Raw genomic sequence first — 20,947 nt, forward strand, 5'->3', positions numbered from 1 at the left:
TTTATATCAATGGGAGAACTTATCCATACGTTAAAGACGGAAGAATTCACAAGGAAGTCTCAGATAAGGATGAAGCGAATAAGAGATTCAAACTTAGTTATCATTGATGATCTGATGTATATGGCAATGGACACTCGTGAAGCCAATCTATTCTTCCATTTGATCAATGATTTATATGATAAAGCCTCTATTATTTTAACCTCCAATAAAAGCCCAAGTGAATGGGGTGAAATAATAGGTGAGCCGGGTATAACAACCGCGATATTAGATCGTTTAATCCACCGTGTGGAAGTCATTCAATTTGACGATTCCAGTTATCGTATGAAACATCGTTCTTCCATTTTTACGGAAAAAAGTGTTCAAAATTAATGAGCAAAAAGTGTTCATTTTTACTTGACGGTTACAATTACTTAGCCAGAATTTTTGTTCGATATTTAATAAGGGGCAAAAAATAATTTTTCCAGTCAGAAGAATTTATCAAATAAATCAAACGGTAATTAGAGTATGTGAATTCTGTAAGAATGAGTTAGGCGAGAAAGATCAGTGTGAAAATTGTCACCGCAACGAGAGGGATGATGAAGGGGAATTGGAAACAAATGTCGAATTCTAACATTAAAGTACCGATATAAAAAGGAGATTATTCCAGTGCGATATGTTTATCTTCAACAAGAAAAAAGCATTGAATTTGAAATGGATGACTTAACTTCAGTGCTTATTAAAAAAGATACTGATTTGATTACTCCAGAATTTCTTAGTAAATTCAATCAGAACTTGTCATACATACTCACGCGTACAACAAAAAATGATTTCTATGCCCAAAATTGTGATAATTTTGATATTGATATGGCTCTTCAGAAACTTCAAGTTAGAACAGCTGATATAAGAAATAATATTTTAAGCAAGTTTTTATTAGGCACTAACTTACATTTCTTGATTAGCAATGGTTGTTCATTGTATGCAGGGTCAAAAGCAATAAATGTACATGAAGAATCAGAACATGACAAATTACTTGCAAATTTTAAATTAGCTAAAAACCGTCGAATAGAGAAGACAATAAATGAGCTAGTTACAAAACGCCCAGAAGAGGCATTGGATAATTTATATGAAATCTTATCTTATTCTAAAACTGTACTTAAAGATCAAGATATTACTTCTAAATTAGAGCAGCTAATAACTGACTATAAATCTGCATTTGTCAATAATTTCGTTTTAACCATAGATTATTCCAATAACTTGTTTCATAAAATTTTTCTGAAACGCATTGTTTCAAGAGACCCGAAATTAAATAAAGTCAATATATTCACCTTGAATTATGACCTGTTAATTGAAAAGTCAGCAGAAGAATTAGGTATTAATGTAAATAACGGCTTCTTAGGTTTTCATTACCGTGCATTTATGCCATCCTCATTTCATTTAGATGTACATATAAATCTAAGGGATATAAGTCAAGCTTACTCTAGATCAATTAACCTGTTTAAGTTACACGGATCTCTTTCCTGGAAGTTTGACAGCAACAAACCGCCGTATGGTATCACAGAAGTTCAGCACGATTACGACAATGTAAAGACAATCAGTCAATTACCAGATTGTATTATATATCCTGTACAATCCAAAAAGAAATACTCATTAGACCTTCCCTATAGTGAAATGTTTAGGCAGTTCATTGAATTTATTAATAAGCCAAATTCAACCCTGATGGTCATGGGATATAGTTTCTTAGATGAACATGTTAATGATATTATTACCAATGCGCTATCTAAGCCAGATTTTAATTTAGTTGTATTTACCTATCAGGATATTTATGATCAAAACATATCAGAGTACTTAAAAGACTTGATTAATAGAAGTAAAGAAGATTCTAGAATTACGATTTTTTCGGGATCAGTATTAGGTAACTTTGAATATATAGTAAAATATTTAATCCCTTATCCATACGAGGATGAATCGGAAAAGGTTATTTATGAAACATTTAAAAGGCTGAAAAATGGGGCGGGCGTGTAGATGTTTGGTAGTTCATTGAAAATAGGGAAGCTAGTGAAAATAGAGAATCTGACAATACTAGTTGAAATTACAGAAAGAGATATAGTGAACAGTATATCGTTAAAATCTGGAATTAACGATTTTGTAGTATCAATTAATAAATTTATTTACGCAGTCTTACCAAACAGTAAAAAGATAATTGCTCGTATATCTAAGATCTACGACAGAAATCTTTTTATTAATGACAATATTTTTACTGATACCCAGGGGAAGTTTTTAGTAGAGGCTGAGCTTGTTGGTATCTATGATGATTATTTGAAAAAATTTGATACTGGTATAAATACATTTCCCATCATCGGCAGTGAATTATATTCTATAAATCAGGAAATTTACAGTTCAGTACTCAAGATCGACTCAGAATATTTACTTGATTTAGGGAAAAGTTATAATGATCCCAACTTAAGCTTATTTGCAAACCCAGATATTCTTTTAGGAAAACATTTAGGCGTGTTTGGTAATACAGGAACGGGCAAGTCTTGTACTATTGCTTCTATTTTACAAGGAATAAAAAGACGATTGAAAGATAAGTCGGGAAGAAATATCGAAGTTAATCCTAAAATTATTATATTTGATTCTAATAATGAGTATGAACGAGCTTTTCCTACGAACGAGTTTCGTGTAAAGGTTGTAAAAAAAGATGAATTAAAACTTCCCCATTACTATTTAAGCTTCACAGAATACTATAAATTCTTAGGAGCAAGTCAAGGTGTACAAGCTCCAGTATTGAAAGCTGTCATAGAAAAATTGCGACAAGATAACGGGAATACAGACTCTTTCGCATTTGCTGATTTACATGATGGCATTGTTAAACATATTGAAACAATGACTAACAACAATGCATATAATTTTAATCAATGGTTTGGTTGGAATGCGACGTTAATTAACAGAATAGACAGGATTGTAGAGGATGAAAGGATATTTCCTTTAATTGAAACAGACCAAAATACAGTTGAAGAAATTCTAACATGTGAAGAAGAGATCATAATTATACAAGCAGATTTTGATAAGGATGAATTTGATATAGTAATGTTTTTATTTAGTAAGCTTCTGTATAAATGGTCGCTAAATAATAGGGTTTCTTCCAGTAGAAAAAATATCCTAGTGTTGTTCGAGGAGGCTCACAGGTATATTAATGAAGAAGAAAACGCAGATTATAAGTTGGGAAATTACTATATAGAAAGACTTGCTCGAGAGGGTAGAAAATTTGGAATTAGCCTAATTATTTCAAGTCAGCGCCCTTCTGAGTTAAGTAAAACAGTTTTGTCACAGTGCAATTCTTATATCGTCCACAGGATAACAAACAAAAATGATCTTGAATTTATAAACAAGTTGCTTAGTAAAAGTAATACAAATTTACTGAAATTGATACCTGGCTTGGAGAGGCAGTATGCTGTTGTAATCGGGGAAGCATTTGGCTACTCAGATATTATAAAAATAGAAACAGCATCGCCCACTCCATTGAGTGACGATCCAAAAGTAATAAACAATTGGAAAAAAGAAATTTAAGAATAAAAATATTTGCTTAAAAATAAAACTCACAATCTAATAATAGAGAGAGGTTTTTACTATGAAACTAACTGAGATGAAAATTAGTACATTGGAATATTCTGAGACTGAAGAAACATGGCTATTGGAAATAGAGTTTAATCTTCAGCATTTCGAACAAACTTATGTGGCTGAATTTATTTTAAGCAGAGATAATCCACAGAGCTATGTGTGGAAAGGATTTAGGTACAAACACCAGACCTTAGATAATGATTCTAAAGCACAAGAACATTTGAAAGAATTAACATATAGCGATTCCGAATCAATTTTAGGACAGATGATGAGTCATCCAAAGCTTCAGTTAGAAAAACTATACTGGCATTTAGTAACGGCGAGGGAATCCGACGTTAAGTGGCGTTTAGCTGAAGATATGGAGACAGTTTAGAGGGTAGGTTTAAACCTATCCTCTATTTTTTGAATATCGATTCTATTTACTAAATCAAAAAATGTCGCCAAATATTACTCCTATACGTAGGGAGGACTTTCGAGACCACTTATAAACGACTATAATTAAAATATAAATTTAATACAAGCGAGCTATGAGAGGTGAGTCCTTCTCCTAATGGAAATTAAAATGTTCTATAAAAGCCAAGATGAGGTCGCAAAAGCGATCAATCAGATTATTGATGCATATTGGCTTAATGAGCTAAGTGAAGAGCGTATGATTGAAGCAATAAATACTTTACTACAAAACAACCGTTCCAAGATTATGAAGGGAAATGAATATACCTCTGTAATAAAGCAAAAATGTGGTAAACGGAGATTAGAAGTAGTTACACGCTTACGTGAGATGTATTAATCATAGATATAGAGGAGGAACTAAACTTGAAGACTTTGTTCGAACTCTGTAAGCCAAGAGATAGCGTTTTTAGCGACACCAAGCGGGAGGACGTACTAAACCTTTCAGATCTGGTTGAAAATAGAATCAACCCTCATGATTTTTTTCAGGAAAATTATCTTACGCAAGGGATGAATATCCTTTTCGAAACTGCGTTTAAGAGATTTATACGGCAGAGCAACACGGGACTGATTAAGCTAACACAAGCTATGGGTGGAGGAAAAACCCATAATATGCTCGCTCTCGGGTTACTTGCGATGCATCCAGAGTTCAGAGAGAAAGTATTAGGTAAGCAATATAAAAGTGATTATCTTGGCAAAGTGAAGGTTGTTGCTTTTACAGGGCGTGAAAGTGACGCTCCTTTTGGTATTTGGGGGGCAATTGCAGAACAACTTGGTAAAAAAGAAATGTTTAAAGACTACTATGCACCACTCAAAGCGCCAGGTGAAAATGCTTGGATCAATTTGTTACAAGGTGAACCGCTCTTAATCCTGCTGGATGAGCTTCCTCCATATTTGGAGAATGCCAAATCCGTAATGATAGGGAATACAGATCTTGCAGTTGTAACGAGAACAGCACTTTCCAACCTGTTTTCGGCTCTCGGTAAAGAACAACTCTCCAATGTCTGCTTAGTCATCTCTGATTTGAAGGCTGCATATGAGAGCGGAAGTGAACTGCTCCAGTCGACATTCAAAGAATTGGAGAACGAGATAAATCGTTCTGCCCTTAACATTGAACCTGTTGGAAGTACTTCTGATGAGATATACCATATTCTTAAGAAAAGATTATTTGAAGAATTACCCGATTCCGATGAGATTAATAATGTAGCACTTGGTTACAAAAATGTGGTTCACGAAGCAAAACAGATGGGACTAACCAATTATTCAAGTGATCAGCTGTATGTGGGAATTAAGGATTCCTATCCTTTCCACCCTTCAATTCGCGATCTTTATGCAAGATTTAAAGAGAATCCTGGATTCCAACAAACTAGAGGATTAATTCGTTTGATGCGTCAAATCATTAGACAATTATATACGGGCGATCAATGTAAAGCTAAGTCCAAGTATCTCGTAAATGTTTTTGATTTCGACCTGAATGATCGTAATATGCTTACCACAGTGTCCCAGATTAAGCAATCACTATCGAATGCGATAAGTCACGACATTGCTTCCAATGGTAAGTCGGTTGCTGAAGAGTTGGACAGCATTTATGGTGGGACTCTTGTACAAGACTTGAGCAAATTGATCCTTGTTGCGTCATTAGCCGATGTTCCGAATGCTTTATTAGGGTTGTCTATCTCAGATACGATTGGGTATTTGTGTGAGCCAAACAAGGACATAACAGGGATCAAAAAAGTTCTTGATGAATTTAAAATGAAAGCTTGGTATCTTGATCAGGACAAGGAAGGAAGACTTTTCTTTAAGAACACAAAAAATATGATTGCGGAAATGCATTCATTAGTCGAATCATACGATAATGAACAAGCAAAAAAGGAGTTACGGACATTCCTTGAGCAGCGCTTCAAGCCTACAGTTCAAGATTGCTACCAAGTTGTTCAAGTATTTCCAGCAGTGGATGATATACAGCTTACTTCTGATAAGGTAACATTGGTTTTGTTTGAACCTTTTGTTGGAAGTGGTTTGCATCCCGAACTACAAAAATTCTACGAAAAGTCAACCTACAAGAATCGGGTTATGTTTCTCTCTGGTCAACGCGATATTATGAATCGCTTATACACCGCGGCGAAAGAACTGAAAGCAATAGAACGTATAATTGCGAATATGATCGACGAAAAAGTTCCCGAAACCAACCAACAATACCAGATTGCTGTAGATACCAGACATAAAAAAATAATGGCAGTACTTCAAATTGCAAGAGAGACATTTGTTACCTTATATTTTCCAAATAAGAATGGCATCACGTCCGCTGACTTTTTAATGGAATTCAAAGAGAATAACTTTAATGGGGAAGAGCAGATTCGTAAAACCTTAGAAAGTAAGCAAAAGTTTACGACGGACGTAAGCAGTGATACATTTAGACGTAAGTGCGAAGACCGCCTTTTTACGCAGAAAGAAATGCGTTGGAATGACATCAAAGAAAGGGCTGCTATTGAAACCAGCTGGCAGTGGCATATACCACGTGCATTGGATGATTTGAAAAATGACTGTCTTAAAAAGGATATTTGGAGAGAAAACGGGGGATATCTTGTAAAAGGACCGTTCCCCAAAGAAAAGACTTCGGTGTTGATTCAAGTCAAAGACCAAAATCTCGAAACGGGAGTAACAACCTTAAGGATTATACCCCAATACGGAGATAAGGTTTATTATGAAGTGGGAAGCAATCCCACTACAGCTTCTCAATTAGTAGATGATTTGAATAATTTTACTACTAGTGAATTAAAATTGTCGTTCTTATGTGTCGATAGCAGTGGGGAACATCAAACAGGTGATCCTGTTTCGTGGCAAAGCGATGTAAAAATAAAACACAAAATTCAGCAGACTGCCAACGGTACACTGGTACAATTTCAATCTCATCCAGGTGTAAAAATTCTATATACTACGGATGGATCTAACCCGAAGTCTAATGGCGGAGTTTATAATGGGGAATTTATTGTTCCAGATCATGCTTCATTTATTCAAGTAGTGGCGGAACATGGCGGAGAGTACTTTGACCTTCAAACGATTAAAATAGAAAAAGGTAAAAGTGCTGGATTAGAGATTAAGAAAGACGCAAAACTGGATTTGTTTAAGACATACCGCACCAATGATACAAATGAAACGTATACTGACATTGCTTTATTGAAAAAGCATCAAGCAGTTATTTCTGACGTTCAAGTCGCCCTCTTCAGAATTGATGAGAAGACGAATAGCAAAGGTTGGATTGAATTAACCATTGATTCTTCTACAAGGGTTGAGCTTGAACAGTTAGAGAAGACGATAGATACGATCAGAAATTCACTTATGAATGATGCTAGATTGAATATTACCCTAGAGTATACAATAGTAAGGTTTAAAACGGGACAAAACTTCTTAGATTGGGCAATGGAAAAGGGAATTAGCCTATCTGAATTTAAAGGATCGGAGATTACACAATAATGACTAGTAAAAAATCTGCATTGGGATTCGGATTTCAACCTGATCAGAGTCAACATCATTTTCTTGTCACGATTCCCAGAAGTGCAGATGGTACTGTATTATTTTATGAAAGGTTTAAGTGGCAAGAGGGTGTTGAGCAACAACAACTGGATGATCTTTTTGATAAAGCCAAAGCAATGATATCCAAGCATAAATGGAAACTCATTGAGGAAGCTGTGAGGACTGAGTTTAACCGAAGGCTAAAAAAAGAAGGGATAGTTGCTGGAAAGTGGAAAACGGGACAAGTTCCTGTTGAGAGGCTTTTAGGGAAGGAATTGTTGATTCTTGTGTGGTCAATTGAGGATTCCGACCCTTCGGTTATCCCTATTGCCATTCGAAATTGGCTAGGGCTAAGTCCTGAAGAACGCTGGTGGCTCTATACGATGACGAATGCTTCTACAGGTAAACTCCACGATAAAAGAGGTTGGCGTAAAGCAATTCGTTATGCCCTTACTGAAAATCCTGTTGAAGAGAATAGGAAGCAAATGGATTTGTTCGAATTCTTGTTTGAGCAACAAAAAGATGAATAAGACAAGGGAAAATTAATGTATAGCGCCCACAAAAAGAGAAAAGATGTACCTTAACTTTTTGTGGGCAACCTGCTTAAAGAAGGGGAAAAGATCTGGAATGAGTTATGAAAAATCATTTATTGAAGTTCAATTTCCAGTTTCCAAAGTATCAAAGGAAAGTTATAAGGAAAGAAAAGCTAACTTGGGGCAGACACTAACAGGATTAGGTAAGTGGTGGGGGCGGAAGCCGTTAATTCTAGTTCGTGCAGCTATTCTTGGACTATTAATGCCTGCAAGTAATGACCCGAAAAAAGACAGAGATATTTTCTTGAAAATCCTTACTATGGATAATGAAGGGCTTTGGCATAGAAAGAATAAATCAATTCCAATGAAAGTTCTTTATAAAAACCTTACACATAGTGAGAGACAACGCTACTTTGAAAACGAAGATGCCGATAAGCCCAAGTATAAGAAAGGTATTACTACTGCTGAAAAGAATGCTTTGCAGAGGTTAGTTTTTGACCGCTTTTCTTATGATGAAAAATTAGAGTATTGTTTACGACCCGAAGAAGTTAAGAACATTTCAGAAGAAGAATGGAAAGAAATAAATAGTCATTTAGGTACCTCAGCTTCTAACATTCAAGAACTAATTCGTGAGCTTGGACAGAGAAAATTTGGACATACGCCAATTATCGGGGATTGTTTTAGTGGAGGAGGAAGTATACCTTTTGAAGCCGCGCGAATCGGATGTGATGTGTATGCTTCTGATTTGAATCCTATTGCAATGCTTTTGACTTGGGCATCATTACATATCGCAGGTGCAAGTGATGACGAAATTGAAGAACTAAGGGCGTTTCAGAAAAAAATTTATGATTTAGCCGATAAGCAAATTCTTGAGTGGGGAATTGAAACCAATGAAAGAGGAGACCGTGCAGACTCTTATTTATATTGTCATGAAGCATTATGTCCAGAATGTGGTTATAAAGTACCGTTATCTCCATCTTGGATTATTGGTAAAGGGACAAAGACAGTAGCTATTCTTAGAGAAAATGAAGAAAACGGTTTCAATATTGAAATTATATCGAATGCTTCTGAAGATGAAATAAAACATGCCGAAAGTTTATCAACGATAAAGAATGGTAATATGTATTGCTTACACTGTGAGAAATCTACACCAATTCCTTCCCTTCGTAGAGATCGTAGAGGGGAGGATGGAACCGTCGAGTTTGGTCTTAGAAAATGGCAGAAGCATGAGTTCATTCCAAAGCCAGAGGATGTTTTTCAAGAGAGATTATACTGTATAAGGTACGTACATGAATATATTGATGACAGAGGTAATTTGAAAACAGAGAGATATTTTGTCGCACCAAATGAGAATGATCTAAAAAGAGAGGAAAAAATTGCTCGGTTATTATCAGAACGATTCGTAGAATGGCAAGATAAAGGTTATATTCCTAGCTTGTTAATAGAAGAGGGATATAATACTACACAACCTATTAGAGAAAGAGGCTGGGCATATTGGCATCAATTATTTAACCCGAGACAATTGCTTCTTCATGGGTTACTAGTCGAATTAATTGATCGTGAAGCCAAGACGCAAAATGAAAGAGTGATCGGTTTATTAGGGATAAATAAGTGTTGTAATTGGAATGCAAAATTATCGAGATGGAATTCTGATGGTGCTAATGAGAAGGGACAAGAGGTTTTTAGTGATCAGGCACTAAACACATTATATAACTATTTGTCAAGAACTTTATTGTCCTTAAATACAACATGGTTTTTTAATATAAATAATTATGATTTTAATTTTAATGGAAACTTGTATGTGAAAGATGGAAGAGAAATAAATGATAATTGTGATGTTTGGATTACTGATCCCCCTTATGCAGATGCGGTTAACTATCATGAATTATCTGAGTACTTCCTCTCGTGGGATAAAAATTTGCTACAAAATACCTTCCCTGACTGGTATACCGATAGTAAACGGATTCTTGCCGTACGAGGTACAGGTGAATCCTTTAACAACAGTATGGTCGAAATATATAGGAATTTAGCGAATCATATGCCAGATAATGGATTGCAGGTCGTGATGTTCACGCATCAAGATGTTAAAGTATGGGCTGAACTATCAATGATTTTATGGTCAGCAGGACTTCAGGTTTCTTCAGCCTGGAATATTACTACAGAAACAAATGCAAATGGAGCAAGAAAAGGGAATTATGTTCAGGGTACTGTCCTTTTAGTCTTAAGAAAACAGTCATCTGACACAGTTGCTTATCTTGATGAGCTATTTCCCGATATTGAATCAGAAGTTAAGGCACAAATTGATAGCATGCGACTGATCGATGATAAAGATGATCCTAATTTTAGTGACCCAGATTATCTTCTTGCTGCCTATGCAGCTTCCTTGAAAGTTCTTACGTCTTATAAACGTATAGAAGGAATTGATGTACAATATGAACTATCAAAAGCACGTAATGCCAATGAAGATTCTCCAATTGTTAATATAATTAATGAAGCGGTTAAAATAGCTTATGATTATTTAATACCAACGGGATTTGATAAATACGTTTGGAAAACACTAACTCCTAAAGAAAGATTTTATTTAAAAGGTTTAGAATTAGAGAAGCAAAATATTTATCAACTCTCTGCGTATCAGGAATTGGCACGAGGCTTCGGAGTACGTGAATATAAAAATATCCTTGTAGACGCAAAAGCCAATACTGCTAGATTAAGGACTGCGACGGAGTTTGGAACACGTGGTCTCGGAGATAGCTCCAATTTTGGTTCTACACTTCTTCGTAACATTTTGGTTGCTATCCATATTGCCAATAAAGAAGAGGATTCTATTAAGGGAAGGAACTGGCTGAAAACAGAGTTAACTGACTATTGGAATATGAGAAGTAGTATAATTGAAATTCTAAAATACATTGCACCTTTAGAGTTTATCGAGAATATGGGTCATTGGCAAAAGGATGCTCATATGGCATCTATCTTAAAAGAATTGGTCGAAAACGATGGCGTGTAATGAGCGGAGGGGAAGGGTATGATACAACGATTTTCCTCCCGAAAACAACGACTTAGTGAATGTTTCTTGAATGAGAGGCTTAAAGGGGCGATTTCCTACGACCGTATCGCAGGATATTTTAGTTCTTCTATCCTTGAAATCGCGGGCGAAGCGATTGAAAATATCGCGGGTGAAGTTCGTATGATTTGTAACTCAGAGTTATCGAGGGAAGATGTAGTTACTGCTACAGCTGCGCAAAATGCGTTGAGAAGAGAGTGGTGCAGTTCAACTCCTGAAGAACTGCCCCCTTCTTCTTCACCTCGTCTTAAGAAGTTGTATCACTTATTGCGAAGTGGGAAGTTAAAAGTAAAAGTCGTTCCTAATGATGTATTTGGCTTGATACACGGCAAAGCAGGCGTGATTACACTGGCTGATGGTTCAAAAACCTCTTTTATAGGCAGTGTCAACGAAACCTACTCTGCTTGGAAACTCAATTATGAAATGCTTTGGGAAGATGATTCGGAGGAAGCAGTTAATTGGGTTCAAGAGGAATTTGATTATTTCTGGAACCATCCTTCTGCAGTTCCGCTTAGTGATTTTATCATTGAGGATATACACCGAATTGCAGGTAGAGAAGTTATTTATAAGGTGGATGATTGGAAAGAGGAAGCGGAACCCGCCGCGGCGGTTATTGAAGCTCCCGTTTATCGTAAGGAATATGGTTTATGGGAACACCAGAAGTATTTCGTTAACCTTGCTTTCGAAGCACATAAGAAATCACATGGGGCAAGATATGTGTTAGCCGACCAAGTCGGTCTGGGAAAGACTGTGCAATTAGCTCTTTCTGCTCAACTGATGGCTCTTTACGGTGACAAACCAGTCTTGATTATTGCACCAAAGACTCTCCTTTGGCAGTGGCAGGATGAAATCAACACACTGCTTGACATGCCCTCTGCTGTCTGGACTGGAAAGGAATGGGTTGACGAAAATGGAGTACGCTATCCTGCTATTGGGAGTGTAGGAATTAAGAAGTGTCCCCGTAGGGTAGGAATTATTTCTCAAGGGTTAATTACATCGAATTCCGATTCTGTTCAGCACTTACTGAGTTTGGAATATGAATGTGTTGTGGTTGATGAAGCACATAGGGCGAGGAGAAAAAATCTAGGCGAAGGTAAAGAAAATGAGAAACCCCAACCTAATAATTTACTAGATTTCTTATTGAAGATTTCCAAAAACACAAAAAGTATGCTTCTCGCTACTGCTACACCTGTTCAGCTTTATCCGATTGAAGCGTGGGATTTATTAAATGTATTATCTCAAAGAAGCGACCATGTATTAGGAAATTCGGAAAGTAAGTGGCGGAAGGAACCTGGCAAAGCACTTGACCTAATCATGGGTAAAGTCGCTTTAAGTAATTTAGATCTTGAAAACTGGTATTGGATCAACAATCCTTTTCCGCCTGCATCTGAAGATGAGATCAATTTTGGTATTCTACGAAGAAACTTGGGAATGACAGATGAGCAATTCGTGATAGATGCTGGGGCATACTATCAAATGAGACCATCGGAACAAAGAAGAATCGGCAGGATTATTGATAACGGCTTTATGCAGAACCATAATCCCTTTATCAGACATATTGTTCGCAGGACAAGGGATTTCCTTGAGACAACGATCAATCCCGAAACAGGAGAGCCATATTTAAAAAAAGTCGAGGTTGAATTATTCGGAGAAAAGGATGAGGAAGCAATCAGTTTGCCTCCTTATTTACAAGAAGCATACGGATATGCAAAAGATTTCTCTTCGTTACTCAGTAAGAGAGTTAAAGGTGGAGGATTTATTACTACGCTCCTTTTAAGAAGAGTTGGGAGTACCATGATTGCTGGAGAAAATACCGCAATAAAAATGCTAAATTGGGGGCTAACTACAACTGATGATGATCAGGAAGATGATTACAACGATGAAGGTATTGATGAGAAAAGCATAAAGAATTTAACAGATGAAGAAAGAAGCTGTTTGGAAAGGTTCTTGCAGACTATTCGATTAAATAAAGATAAAGACCCGAAATATAATCTGGTTTATGATTTGTTGATAAATCAAGGGTGGATGGACAAAGGGTGTATCATTTTCTCCCAATATTATGATTCCGCCCTCTGGGTTGCTGAGAATTTATCCAAAGACTTAAAAAATGTATCAATCGGTATTTATGCTGGTGGGGATAAGTCGGGAATAATAATCGATGGAGTTTATTACAAGAAAACCAAGGAAGAGATTAAAGCAATGGTCAAACGGAGAGAGTTAAAAATTCTTCTAGGTACCGATGCAGCCTCTGAAGGATTAAACTTACAAACGCTGGGAACATTAATTAATCTCGACTTGCCTTGGAATCCGACTAGGTTGGAACAGCGAAAAGGACGTATTCAACGAATAGGTCAGGTAAACGATAAAGTCTTTATCTACAACATGCGTTACAAGGGATCTGTTGAGGATAAAGTACATGAAATTCTTTCAAAGAGACTGGAGAACATACACTCGATGTTCGGACAAATTCCTGATGTATTGGAGGATGTCTGGATAGAAGTTGCTTTAAATGATATGGAAAAAGCCCAGCGAATTATTGATGAAGTTCCAAAATACCATCCATTTGAGCTTCGTTATGAACGGGGAGTCGGAAAAGTAGACTGGGAAAGTTGTATCAAAGTGCTGGATAAAACGGAGAAAAGAAAATACCTGATGAAAAAATGGAATGAGTAATTTATGATTAGACACCTGTTTAAAGGGTGTCTTTTTTATCACTACTTATAAGTCAACAATTATGAATCGAAAAGTTTAGGACATAGAATTTGGATTCTACGACCTTCCGTGCTATAACAGGGTACAGAATGTTCAGTAATCAGAGGCATTCTTTCAACAAAAATAGGTCATAGAATGTTGAACAGAGGTGAGGAGGAATGGATTTTGCCACCTATCTTAAGCAACAAGAGGTGCGAGATATGTTTATGGCATCATAAAAATGTAGGTAATGGCATTCCTTTTATGTAGGTCTCCCCGGGAGGATGACAAAAAACAGCCACTTGCAGACATCCCATCATTTAATGACACTTCCTGTTGGACTAATTAAGACAGGAGGTAGTATGAGGAGATGTTACAAGTGACCGATATACAGTATATCAGACAAGAAGTGAACATAAAAGGATGCAGTTATGCTGATGTCGCAAGAAGAACGAATAAAGATTACCGTACGGTAAAAAAATATGCCGACATGGAAGAATTTCAGCCAAAAGAAAAAATAAAAAAATCACAACCAGCTCCGGTCATGGATCCCGTCAAAGATATCGTGGATCAATGGCTTAGGGAAGATATGAAGAAGAAAAAGAAATACCGTCGAACGGCTAAACGTATATGGCAGCTGTTAGTCGAAAAAGAGAATTTCAAAGGCTCCGATCGTACCGTTCGGGCTTATGTTTCTAAGCGTAGGAAGGAACTGCTGGATGAAAGTGAAGAGGCTGCCCTCCCACTTGAGTCGAAGCCAGGAGACGCTCAAGTCGATTTTGGGGAAGCTCCTTTTAAATATATGAGCAGGGTCATTGATTTTCCGTATTTAGTCATGTCGTTCCCATATAGTAATGCCGCTTATGTGCAAGTCTTTGAATCTCAAAACCAGGATTGTTTTCTGGAAGGATTAAAGTATTTCTTTCATCACATTGGAGGAGTCCCTCGCCGAATACGTTTTGATAATTTAGCACCGGCTGTGAAGAAAATCCTTACGCATGGGGAACAAGTTTTAACTGAGGGAATTCAACCATTTGCCCTTCATTATGGATTTATCTATTAATTTTGTAACCCGTCTTCAGGAAACGAAAAGGGGCATGTCGAATCCAAAGTAAAATATTTTAGGAATAACTTGTTCCTGCTGGAACGCACTATTTATAATCCGGATGATTTTAATCAACAGCTATGGAAGGAATGTGAAGCCGATCACCAACGCCTGCATTACGAGAAAAAGATTGAGATTGCCAGATTACATGAAGCGCCCTACTGTGCCTTCCGGCAAAGGAATACGCTTGTATCCGATATGAAACTTTAAAAGCCGATAAATATGGCTATGTACAAATTGATGCCAAGAAGTATTCGACATCGCCTCGATATGCCAATCAAGAGGTATTGGTTGGGATCACTTATAATCAGGTTGACATTTTAGCCGACAACGGTGAAATCATTGTTCAACATGAAAGACTATATGGTGAAAAGACGAAATCAATGAAGTGGCAGCCGTAATTGTCTTTAATGGCCAAAAGGCCAACGGCCTTGAAATACAGCACGTTTTATGAGCAACTTCCGGAAAACTGGCAAGAATATCTCGAAGCTTGTTCAACTAGTTTTAAGTCTTTAGATGGCCTTCCTCCACTTCGGCCCCTCATCCTTGCAGATTGCAATCCGGATTTTGTACGTTCACTGATTATATCCCGTTCCAATTCAGCTATACTTACCATTGTACGAAAGAAAAATCGACCTATCGCTGTAGAGGTATCAATGCTATCCCGGATTGACACAAAGTGGACACCTTTTTTTCAAAGGTCTCGGCTAACTCAATAAGATGCTTAGTTGACCTTGAGATACGATCCAACTTATAAACGACGACAGTATCATCTTCACCTTATGGCTTTCAAAAGTTGGTCTAGCTCAGGGCGCTCTTTTTTGGCTCCTGATATTTTTTCTTTATAAATAACAACTGCACCGTACTTTTCCAATTCATCAATCTGAAGGTCTAAATTTTGGTCTTGGGTTGAAACCCTTGCATATCCAAAAATTTTTCCCATTTTTCCATCTCCTTTGAAACAATTATTCCCTAAATAGATTGATAGGTCAAATTTAGGGAACTTGTTAAAGGGATGAGTTTAGGGAAAAGAAAAACTTCACATAACCACTATTTTTGGTATAACAAGAAGTTTTCCCAAAAACGAACGTTTTAGGTTCTTTACAAATAGGGGAATCCATTTGATCCTAACCGTCCTTATATGGATGCTTACGAGTCTATGGTTAATAATTTTGGAGTAAGCGTGGGTTTTGGGTCAAAAAGCTGGCGCTACCCATATAGGTCTTAAGATACATTTTTTCTTAATATTTCTTAAAGTGTTGGGAATAAAGAACTATTTTTAGATAAATTTGAAGGAATTTCAAGAAATACAGTGAATATAAATTATTAGAGAATTATGGCAAATATACGGAGAGGTGGTGTTTTAACTATTTTCTTTCAATATCTAAAATAACGAGGAGGTAAAACATGAAGAAGTACTTGTTTTTTCTACCTGTGTTACTATTAACCGTTATATTAAGCCCTGTTACCTCACATGCAGCTGATACTTGGTCTGGTGGTTTTAGTAGTGTGAACCCGATTTATTATAACGTTCACACTAATGATACCTATAAAAACAATTATATAGTCCCGGCTGCTAGAAATTGGAATGGCATATCTAGTAAAGTGACACTTAGTAATTGGCAAAATAGTGCAGCAGCAATAGAAGTCTATGCGGAAACAACAAGTGATCCAGATTTATTAGGAGAGTTTATCCCATATTACACAGATAATTTTGGTAGACATCGTGACACATCTTGTTATTGTCACACTTGGAACGGGGGCGGTGATCTTATAGGGTATTATGATAACATGAACAAGAATAATATGACAGATAGCCAAATTATCTCAAATTATACCCATGAATTTGGACATTCCCTCAGTCTAGGTCATCCAAGTGAAAGCTCCGCATCGGTAATGCATCAAGGTATTCAAAGCATTGGCCCTCAATCTCTTGATAAAAGTAACTTAAGAAAAAGATGGGGGTATTAAAATTATGAAAAAAATATGGTATTCAAAACGGGTTATATTTTTGGTCATTGTAACTGTAATAATGGTTCTTGTTTTTTCCTTTAAGACATTCAGTCATAATATCACCCAGAACTCAGGGAACCTTAAAAGTAAATATACAGTTTTAAATACACATGCTAACTATATCAAGTATGGCAATTTAGATGAACTGACGGCCAAAGCTGATTTAATTGTAATTGCTAAACCTTACACGGAAATAACTAATGATAAAAAATATATCAAACGTTTCAAAGACACCAATGATATTATAGATTACCACACGATTTCTCCAGTCCAAGTTCTTAAGGTAATTAAAGGAGACAAGCAACTTGGAAATGCAAAAGTTTCCATATTCCAACGTGCGGTAATTTTAGATGAAAAAGATGAGCAAGGAAGAAATATTTTAATAAAACCCGAAGAGTACACAGTGTTAAAAGATGGAGCAACTTATTTACTATTTCTCGCCAAGATTGGTGATGATCAGTATTCTATCTTAGGCCTTAATCAAGGTAAGATGAATATTGATGGGCAAGATAAAGATGAGCAGGATTTAGCAGAAGGTATAAAGCATTATTCGGAGTTAAAGAATAGTGCTTTGAATAAATATAAGAAGGAAATACAGCAATATAAAAACTAGTTTTTTAGTTCTGAATTGGCCAAAGTCAAACAATCGGTGTAAGTAGGAGGATTTCCTTGAAAAAACTTAAAATAATAATATTTTTTAACTGTTTTTTCATGGTCCTTGTGGGTTGCACGGCAACCCCTACGACCCCTTCTCCAAAAAAACTAAAGCAAGAGGGTTATATTGTAGATCAGCATGGACAGGTTAGCAACCTTAAAATAATGGAAAGGTTTTTCGCGGACTACCAAAACAAACATAAATCATCCATTAAATTGGTTAATTACACAAACGAAGGCGATCCTATTTTCTATACAATCGATTATAATGGCATAAATATTACATTTATTAAAAATACAACAAATGACAAATACGCAGGTACCAAATCTATAACTTCAAACACATGCTCCGGTATTGTCAGAAACGTGGAAAATGGAACTACAGTTTACATGTTAAAAGGTTGCAAAGGGAAATCTGCTAATAATGGAAAGATAGAAGTTTTAACAGTAAAAGGGAATTAGATTGATTCATCGCTTTTCATTTACGAGTGGATTAAAACAAGAGTAGTTACAAAACTGTAATTTGCTTAACCAAACAATATAGAATGGAACAGGGTCAGTAATGAGCGTTACGCGGCTGCATACTGATTCCTGTTCTCTTATTTTTTGGGAAAAGGTGTATTAAATAAAGAAGAATCTACGGCGATGCTGTAATCATGTCTCTCTACAAGACGTTTTATATTCAGGTTTATTTATTGCTTGTCCTGCGGTTGTGAAATAACAAAAATCCATGACCTTTTTTATATATTTATATAGAAGAAATCCTTCTAAGAGTAGTATATTTCAGTTATTTACTCCATAATATGTCTTAGCGTGGGTTTTACGTCAAAAAGCTGGCGCTACCCCTCCATGTAATAAATGCGGTTCCCCAGTTGTTGAACGAAAAGACTTTTATGGATGTAGTGCTTTTAAAACAACAGGCTGCACTTTTACTTTTAATAAAATTTACTGCGGGAAAAAGATACCGATTGAAGATGTTAGAAGGTTCTTAGATAAAGGGTCAACATCACTCATAAAAGGATTTCAAACCAAAAATAAAGAGACTTTTGACGCTTATATTGTATGGGATTCTGTTAAAGGCCGCCCGGTATTTTCTAAAAAAATATTTTGGTAGGTGATAAAAGTTGAAATGGAGAGTTGAAGATAAAGAGTACAATGTTAGCGAACTAACTGAGAGAGAAAGAACAGAACTCTACAAAAGATTGTACGAGGAACGGCCATCCATTGAATGTCTTTGCAACGAAAGTAACGGACACTTTCCGCATTTACACATCAAAAAGAGACATCAATATTTTCCAGTCAATAATCCTACTAATAGCAAAAATGGCATACAGCATGCTGATGACTGCATATTGAATACCTATTATCGTAATTTTTTAAGTAAAAAAGGGATAAACATTCTCGATGATGGGACCATATCTTGTAAATTAAAAGGAATAAAAAAAGAAGTAAAAACAAAGGCATCAATAATAGGAAGTAAAAATCCCAATAGTAAGCCTCATTCATTGCCTAACGCGGGTACTCATAGGAAGGCTTCTTTACGAACTTTATTTTTTGCCCTCTTGCAAAAATATGATGTGCACTGCTACCGGCTAGACCAGAAAAGGAATGTTGGTAGAAGGCTTTATAAAGCTATATGTGAAGCTATCGTAGATAATGAATCCCTTAAGACGGTTGGGTATTTAACCCATACAAAGTATAAATATAATTTTAAAAAGCACAAATTAATTATAGGATGGCCAACAAAAAAGATTTTGCTCAGAATGAAAGAGGTTTTTGGACGATTCCTTTATATTGCATAGATGATAGTACCATTTTGAATATGCATTATTCTATTCCCAGCTGGATTTACGATAAAGCAGCATTAACTAAAGCTGGTGTGGATACGGGTTATGTAGTAATTTGGCGCAAAGAACGGGAGAATGGAAAGTTGGCTGATGATCAACTTATTTTCGTTCCAGCCGAAGAAAACACATTCATACCGGTAGATTCTTCATATGAGAGAACTATGCTTCAATATCTTGTAGAAAAAAAGATTAATTTTAAAAAACCCCTGTTAATGCCTATTGATGAAGTTTACAGGCCCGATTTTATCCTCGATAAACAAAAGCCGAATGTGATAATTGAAGTAGCGGGATTAATGAACAATATTGATTATGTAAATCATTTAAGGCAAAAACGAGCGCATTATCTTGATAAAGGATATAAATACCTAGAATGGGATGTAAGAAAACCACTAAAAATTGATATTTAATAAAGTATTGTTGTTGGTAAAATATTCTAGTATATTTAAGTTGTAACCTTCATTTTTTTATTATTCCGTTTGCAACTGATTAAGTTTGAAGAGGAATTAACAAACTCAAGCGATCCTTTGGATCACGATACAAACACTTCAAGGTGTCATCAATCGGGTTCAAACGACCGCTTTTTTGGTTGCTTCCGGAATATATTTAATTAAACTTTTGGCTCTATAATATTTGTTGGGGTATGAGAAAAATTCAGACAAAATAATACACGCAACCTCCTATATCCTTTAAACTTGAATTGTGCAGAAACAAGTTAAAGATAGGGGTTGCGTGTACATGAATTTTAACATGATTTTACCTGGATTAAAAGAGGCAGTAATTACTGAGGCTAAAGAAGTTAATGGTGATTACCATTTACATATTCAGTTACCAAAAAAACCTCAGCGGTGTCCGAAATGTGGGAAACGATTTACGGAGAAGAATTCGATCGTTGAGCGATATCAAAGACATACCATTGAGTGGAATCAAGCCCTTGGTTTAAGGGTGATCCAAGGTAAAAATTTCAAGGACACGGCCGCGCAATTTCGTACTTCACAAACCACAGCCATTCGTCGGTTTGACCGGATATCATCCATGTATCTTAGGGAAGTCAAGGAGTTACCTAAAGCCATTGCGATAGACGAATATAAGGGGGATACGGACAAAGGAAAGTATCAACTGATCATCGCCGATGCGGAAACGGGAGAGCCTCTAGATATTCTTCCTAATCGTTCGATGAAAACGATTAAAAGTTATTTGCGCCAAAAAGGGGCGAAGGTAGAGATCCTCGTTATGGATATGAGTCCGGTTTTTAAGTCGGCTGTCCAACAGTCACTTGGAAAGCCCATTATTGTCGCGGACCGGTTTCATTTCTCCCGTTATATCTACTGGGCATTGGATCGTGTAAGGCGGCGAATCCAGAAAGAATTTCATGCGTACGACCGTAAAAAATGTAAGCACATGAGGCATATTTTTTATCTGCCTCATGATCACTTGAGTGATTCACAACGCTGGTATTTAGAAAGATTTCTTAAGCAATCCGAAGAAT

17 protein-coding genes and 2 pseudogenes are annotated in these 20,947 nt (G+C 36.3%); 18 read left to right on the forward strand and 1 reads right to left on the reverse strand.

The features are described 5' to 3' along the window. The 11 genes from H532_RS0112325 to H532_RS21100 form a co-directional block, all read left to right on the forward strand. Positions 1–369 (forward strand): ATP-binding protein (locus H532_RS0112325; RefSeq protein ID WP_027725736.1); only part of this gene is annotated, 369 nt, incomplete at its 5' end. A gap of 276 nt (positions 370–645) precedes the next feature. After that, positions 646–2,001, forward strand: a complete 1,356-nt coding sequence (locus H532_RS0112330) for an SIR2 family protein (protein WP_027725737.1) — start codon at positions 646–648, stop codon at positions 1,999–2,001. Further along, positions 2,002–3,546, forward strand: a complete 1,545-nt coding sequence (locus H532_RS0112335; protein WP_027725738.1) for an ATP-binding protein — start codon at positions 2,002–2,004, stop codon at positions 3,544–3,546. Positions 3,547–3,607: 61 nt separating this feature from the next. Next, positions 3,608–3,970, forward strand: a complete 363-nt coding sequence (locus tag H532_RS0112340) for a hypothetical protein (RefSeq protein ID WP_027725739.1) — start codon at positions 3,608–3,610, stop codon at positions 3,968–3,970. 177 nt (positions 3,971–4,147) lie between these two features. Next, the gene (locus H532_RS0112345) at positions 4,148–4,384 is read left to right on the forward strand and encodes a TIGR04540 family protein (RefSeq protein ID WP_027725740.1); all 237 of its coding nucleotides are present in this window, start codon (positions 4,148–4,150) and stop codon (positions 4,382–4,384) included. Between the two features lie 26 nt (positions 4,385–4,410). Further along, positions 4,411–7,518, forward strand: coding sequence for a DUF499 domain-containing protein (locus H532_RS0112350; RefSeq protein WP_027725741.1), 3,108 nt, complete (start codon positions 4,411–4,413; stop codon positions 7,516–7,518). Beyond that, positions 7,518–8,087 (forward strand): DUF3780 domain-containing protein, encoded by a 570-nt coding sequence (locus tag H532_RS0112355; RefSeq protein WP_027725742.1) that lies wholly within the window; start codon positions 7,518–7,520, stop codon positions 8,085–8,087. The genes H532_RS0112350 and H532_RS0112355 overlap by 1 nt, the downstream gene beginning before the upstream one ends. 97 nt (positions 8,088–8,184) lie before the next feature. After that, the gene (locus tag H532_RS0112360; RefSeq protein WP_027725743.1) at positions 8,185–11,094 is read left to right on the forward strand and encodes an anti-phage-associated DUF1156 domain-containing protein; all 2,910 of its coding nucleotides are present in this window, start codon (positions 8,185–8,187) and stop codon (positions 11,092–11,094) included. 18 nt (positions 11,095–11,112) lie between these two features. Then, a complete protein-coding gene (locus H532_RS0112365) occupies positions 11,113–13,824 on the forward strand; it encodes a phospholipase D-like domain-containing anti-phage protein (protein WP_027725744.1) in 2,712 nt (903 codons plus the stop codon). 388 nt (positions 13,825–14,212) lie between these two features. Further along, entirely contained in the window at positions 14,213–14,905 is a 693-nt protein-coding gene (istA, locus tag H532_RS20855; RefSeq protein ID WP_051263321.1) for an IS21 family transposase, read from the forward strand. A 233-nt stretch (positions 14,906–15,138) separates the two neighbouring features. Then, positions 15,139–15,348: a Mu transposase domain-containing protein gene (locus H532_RS21100; RefSeq protein WP_425426278.1), complete on the forward strand. Its 210-nt coding sequence runs from the start codon at positions 15,139–15,141 to the stop codon at positions 15,346–15,348. Between the two features lie 86 nt (positions 15,349–15,434). Here H532_RS21100 and H532_RS18785 read toward each other — a convergent pair. Next, positions 15,435–15,890: pseudogene (locus tag H532_RS18785) on the reverse strand (recombinase family protein); the annotation flags it as partial. 464 nt (positions 15,891–16,354) lie between these two features. On the opposite strand from H532_RS18785, the gene H532_RS18790 reads away from it, so the two are divergent. From H532_RS18790 to H532_RS0112410, 7 genes and pseudogenes are all read left to right on the forward strand, one after another. Beyond that, positions 16,355–16,918 (forward strand): hypothetical protein, encoded by a 564-nt coding sequence (locus H532_RS18790; RefSeq protein ID WP_051263322.1) that lies wholly within the window; start codon positions 16,355–16,357, stop codon positions 16,916–16,918. A 4-nt stretch (positions 16,919–16,922) separates the two neighbouring features. Then, positions 16,923–17,573: a hypothetical protein gene (locus H532_RS0112385; protein ID WP_027725745.1), complete on the forward strand. Its 651-nt coding sequence runs from the start codon at positions 16,923–16,925 to the stop codon at positions 17,571–17,573. 56 nt (positions 17,574–17,629) lie between these two features. After that, positions 17,630–18,076, forward strand: coding sequence for a DUF4362 domain-containing protein (locus H532_RS19650; protein ID WP_051263323.1), 447 nt, complete (start codon positions 17,630–17,632; stop codon positions 18,074–18,076). A 469-nt stretch (positions 18,077–18,545) separates the two neighbouring features. After that, positions 18,546–18,728, forward strand: a pseudogene (locus tag H532_RS21105) (topoisomerase C-terminal repeat-containing protein); the annotation flags it as partial. Positions 18,729–18,738: 10 nt separating this feature from the next. Continuing rightward, positions 18,739–19,416, forward strand: a complete 678-nt coding sequence (locus H532_RS0112395) for a hypothetical protein (protein ID WP_027725746.1) — start codon at positions 18,739–18,741, stop codon at positions 19,414–19,416. A 14-nt stretch (positions 19,417–19,430) separates the two neighbouring features. Then, complete coding sequence (locus H532_RS0112400) at positions 19,431–19,868, forward strand: DUF1173 family protein (RefSeq protein WP_027725747.1); 438 nt, start codon at positions 19,431–19,433, stop codon at positions 19,866–19,868. Between the two features lie 322 nt (positions 19,869–20,190). Continuing rightward, on the forward strand, positions 20,191–20,947 hold a 757-nt coding region (locus H532_RS0112410), incomplete at its 3' end, for a transposase (protein WP_245566467.1).

The sequence above is a fragment of the Tuberibacillus calidus DSM 17572 genome, assembly GCF_000430685.1.
In the GTDB taxonomy this organism is placed as follows: domain Bacteria; phylum Bacillota; class Bacilli; order Bacillales; family Sporolactobacillaceae; genus Tuberibacillus; species Tuberibacillus calidus.

Coding starts and splice junctions, on each gene's coding strand:
- H532_RS18790 (WP_051263322.1), top strand. CDS start 16,355: ATGAAGAAGTACTTGTTTTTTCTACCTGTGTTACTATTAACCGTTATA.
- H532_RS0112335 (WP_027725738.1), top strand. CDS start 2,002: ATGTTTGGTAGTTCATTGAAAATAGGGAAGCTAGTGAAAATAGAGAAT.
- H532_RS0112385 (WP_027725745.1), top strand. CDS start 16,923: ATGAAAAAAATATGGTATTCAAAACGGGTTATATTTTTGGTCATTGTA.
- H532_RS0112365 (WP_027725744.1), top strand. CDS start 11,113: ATGATACAACGATTTTCCTCCCGAAAACAACGACTTAGTGAATGTTTC.
- H532_RS0112345 (WP_027725740.1), top strand. CDS start 4,148: ATGGAAATTAAAATGTTCTATAAAAGCCAAGATGAGGTCGCAAAAGCG.
- H532_RS0112360 (WP_027725743.1), top strand. CDS start 8,185: ATGAGTTATGAAAAATCATTTATTGAAGTTCAATTTCCAGTTTCCAAA.
- H532_RS0112340 (WP_027725739.1), top strand. CDS start 3,608: ATGAAACTAACTGAGATGAAAATTAGTACATTGGAATATTCTGAGACT.
- H532_RS0112355 (WP_027725742.1), top strand. CDS start 7,518: ATGACTAGTAAAAAATCTGCATTGGGATTCGGATTTCAACCTGATCAG.
- istA (WP_051263321.1), top strand. CDS start 14,213: ATGTTACAAGTGACCGATATACAGTATATCAGACAAGAAGTGAACATA.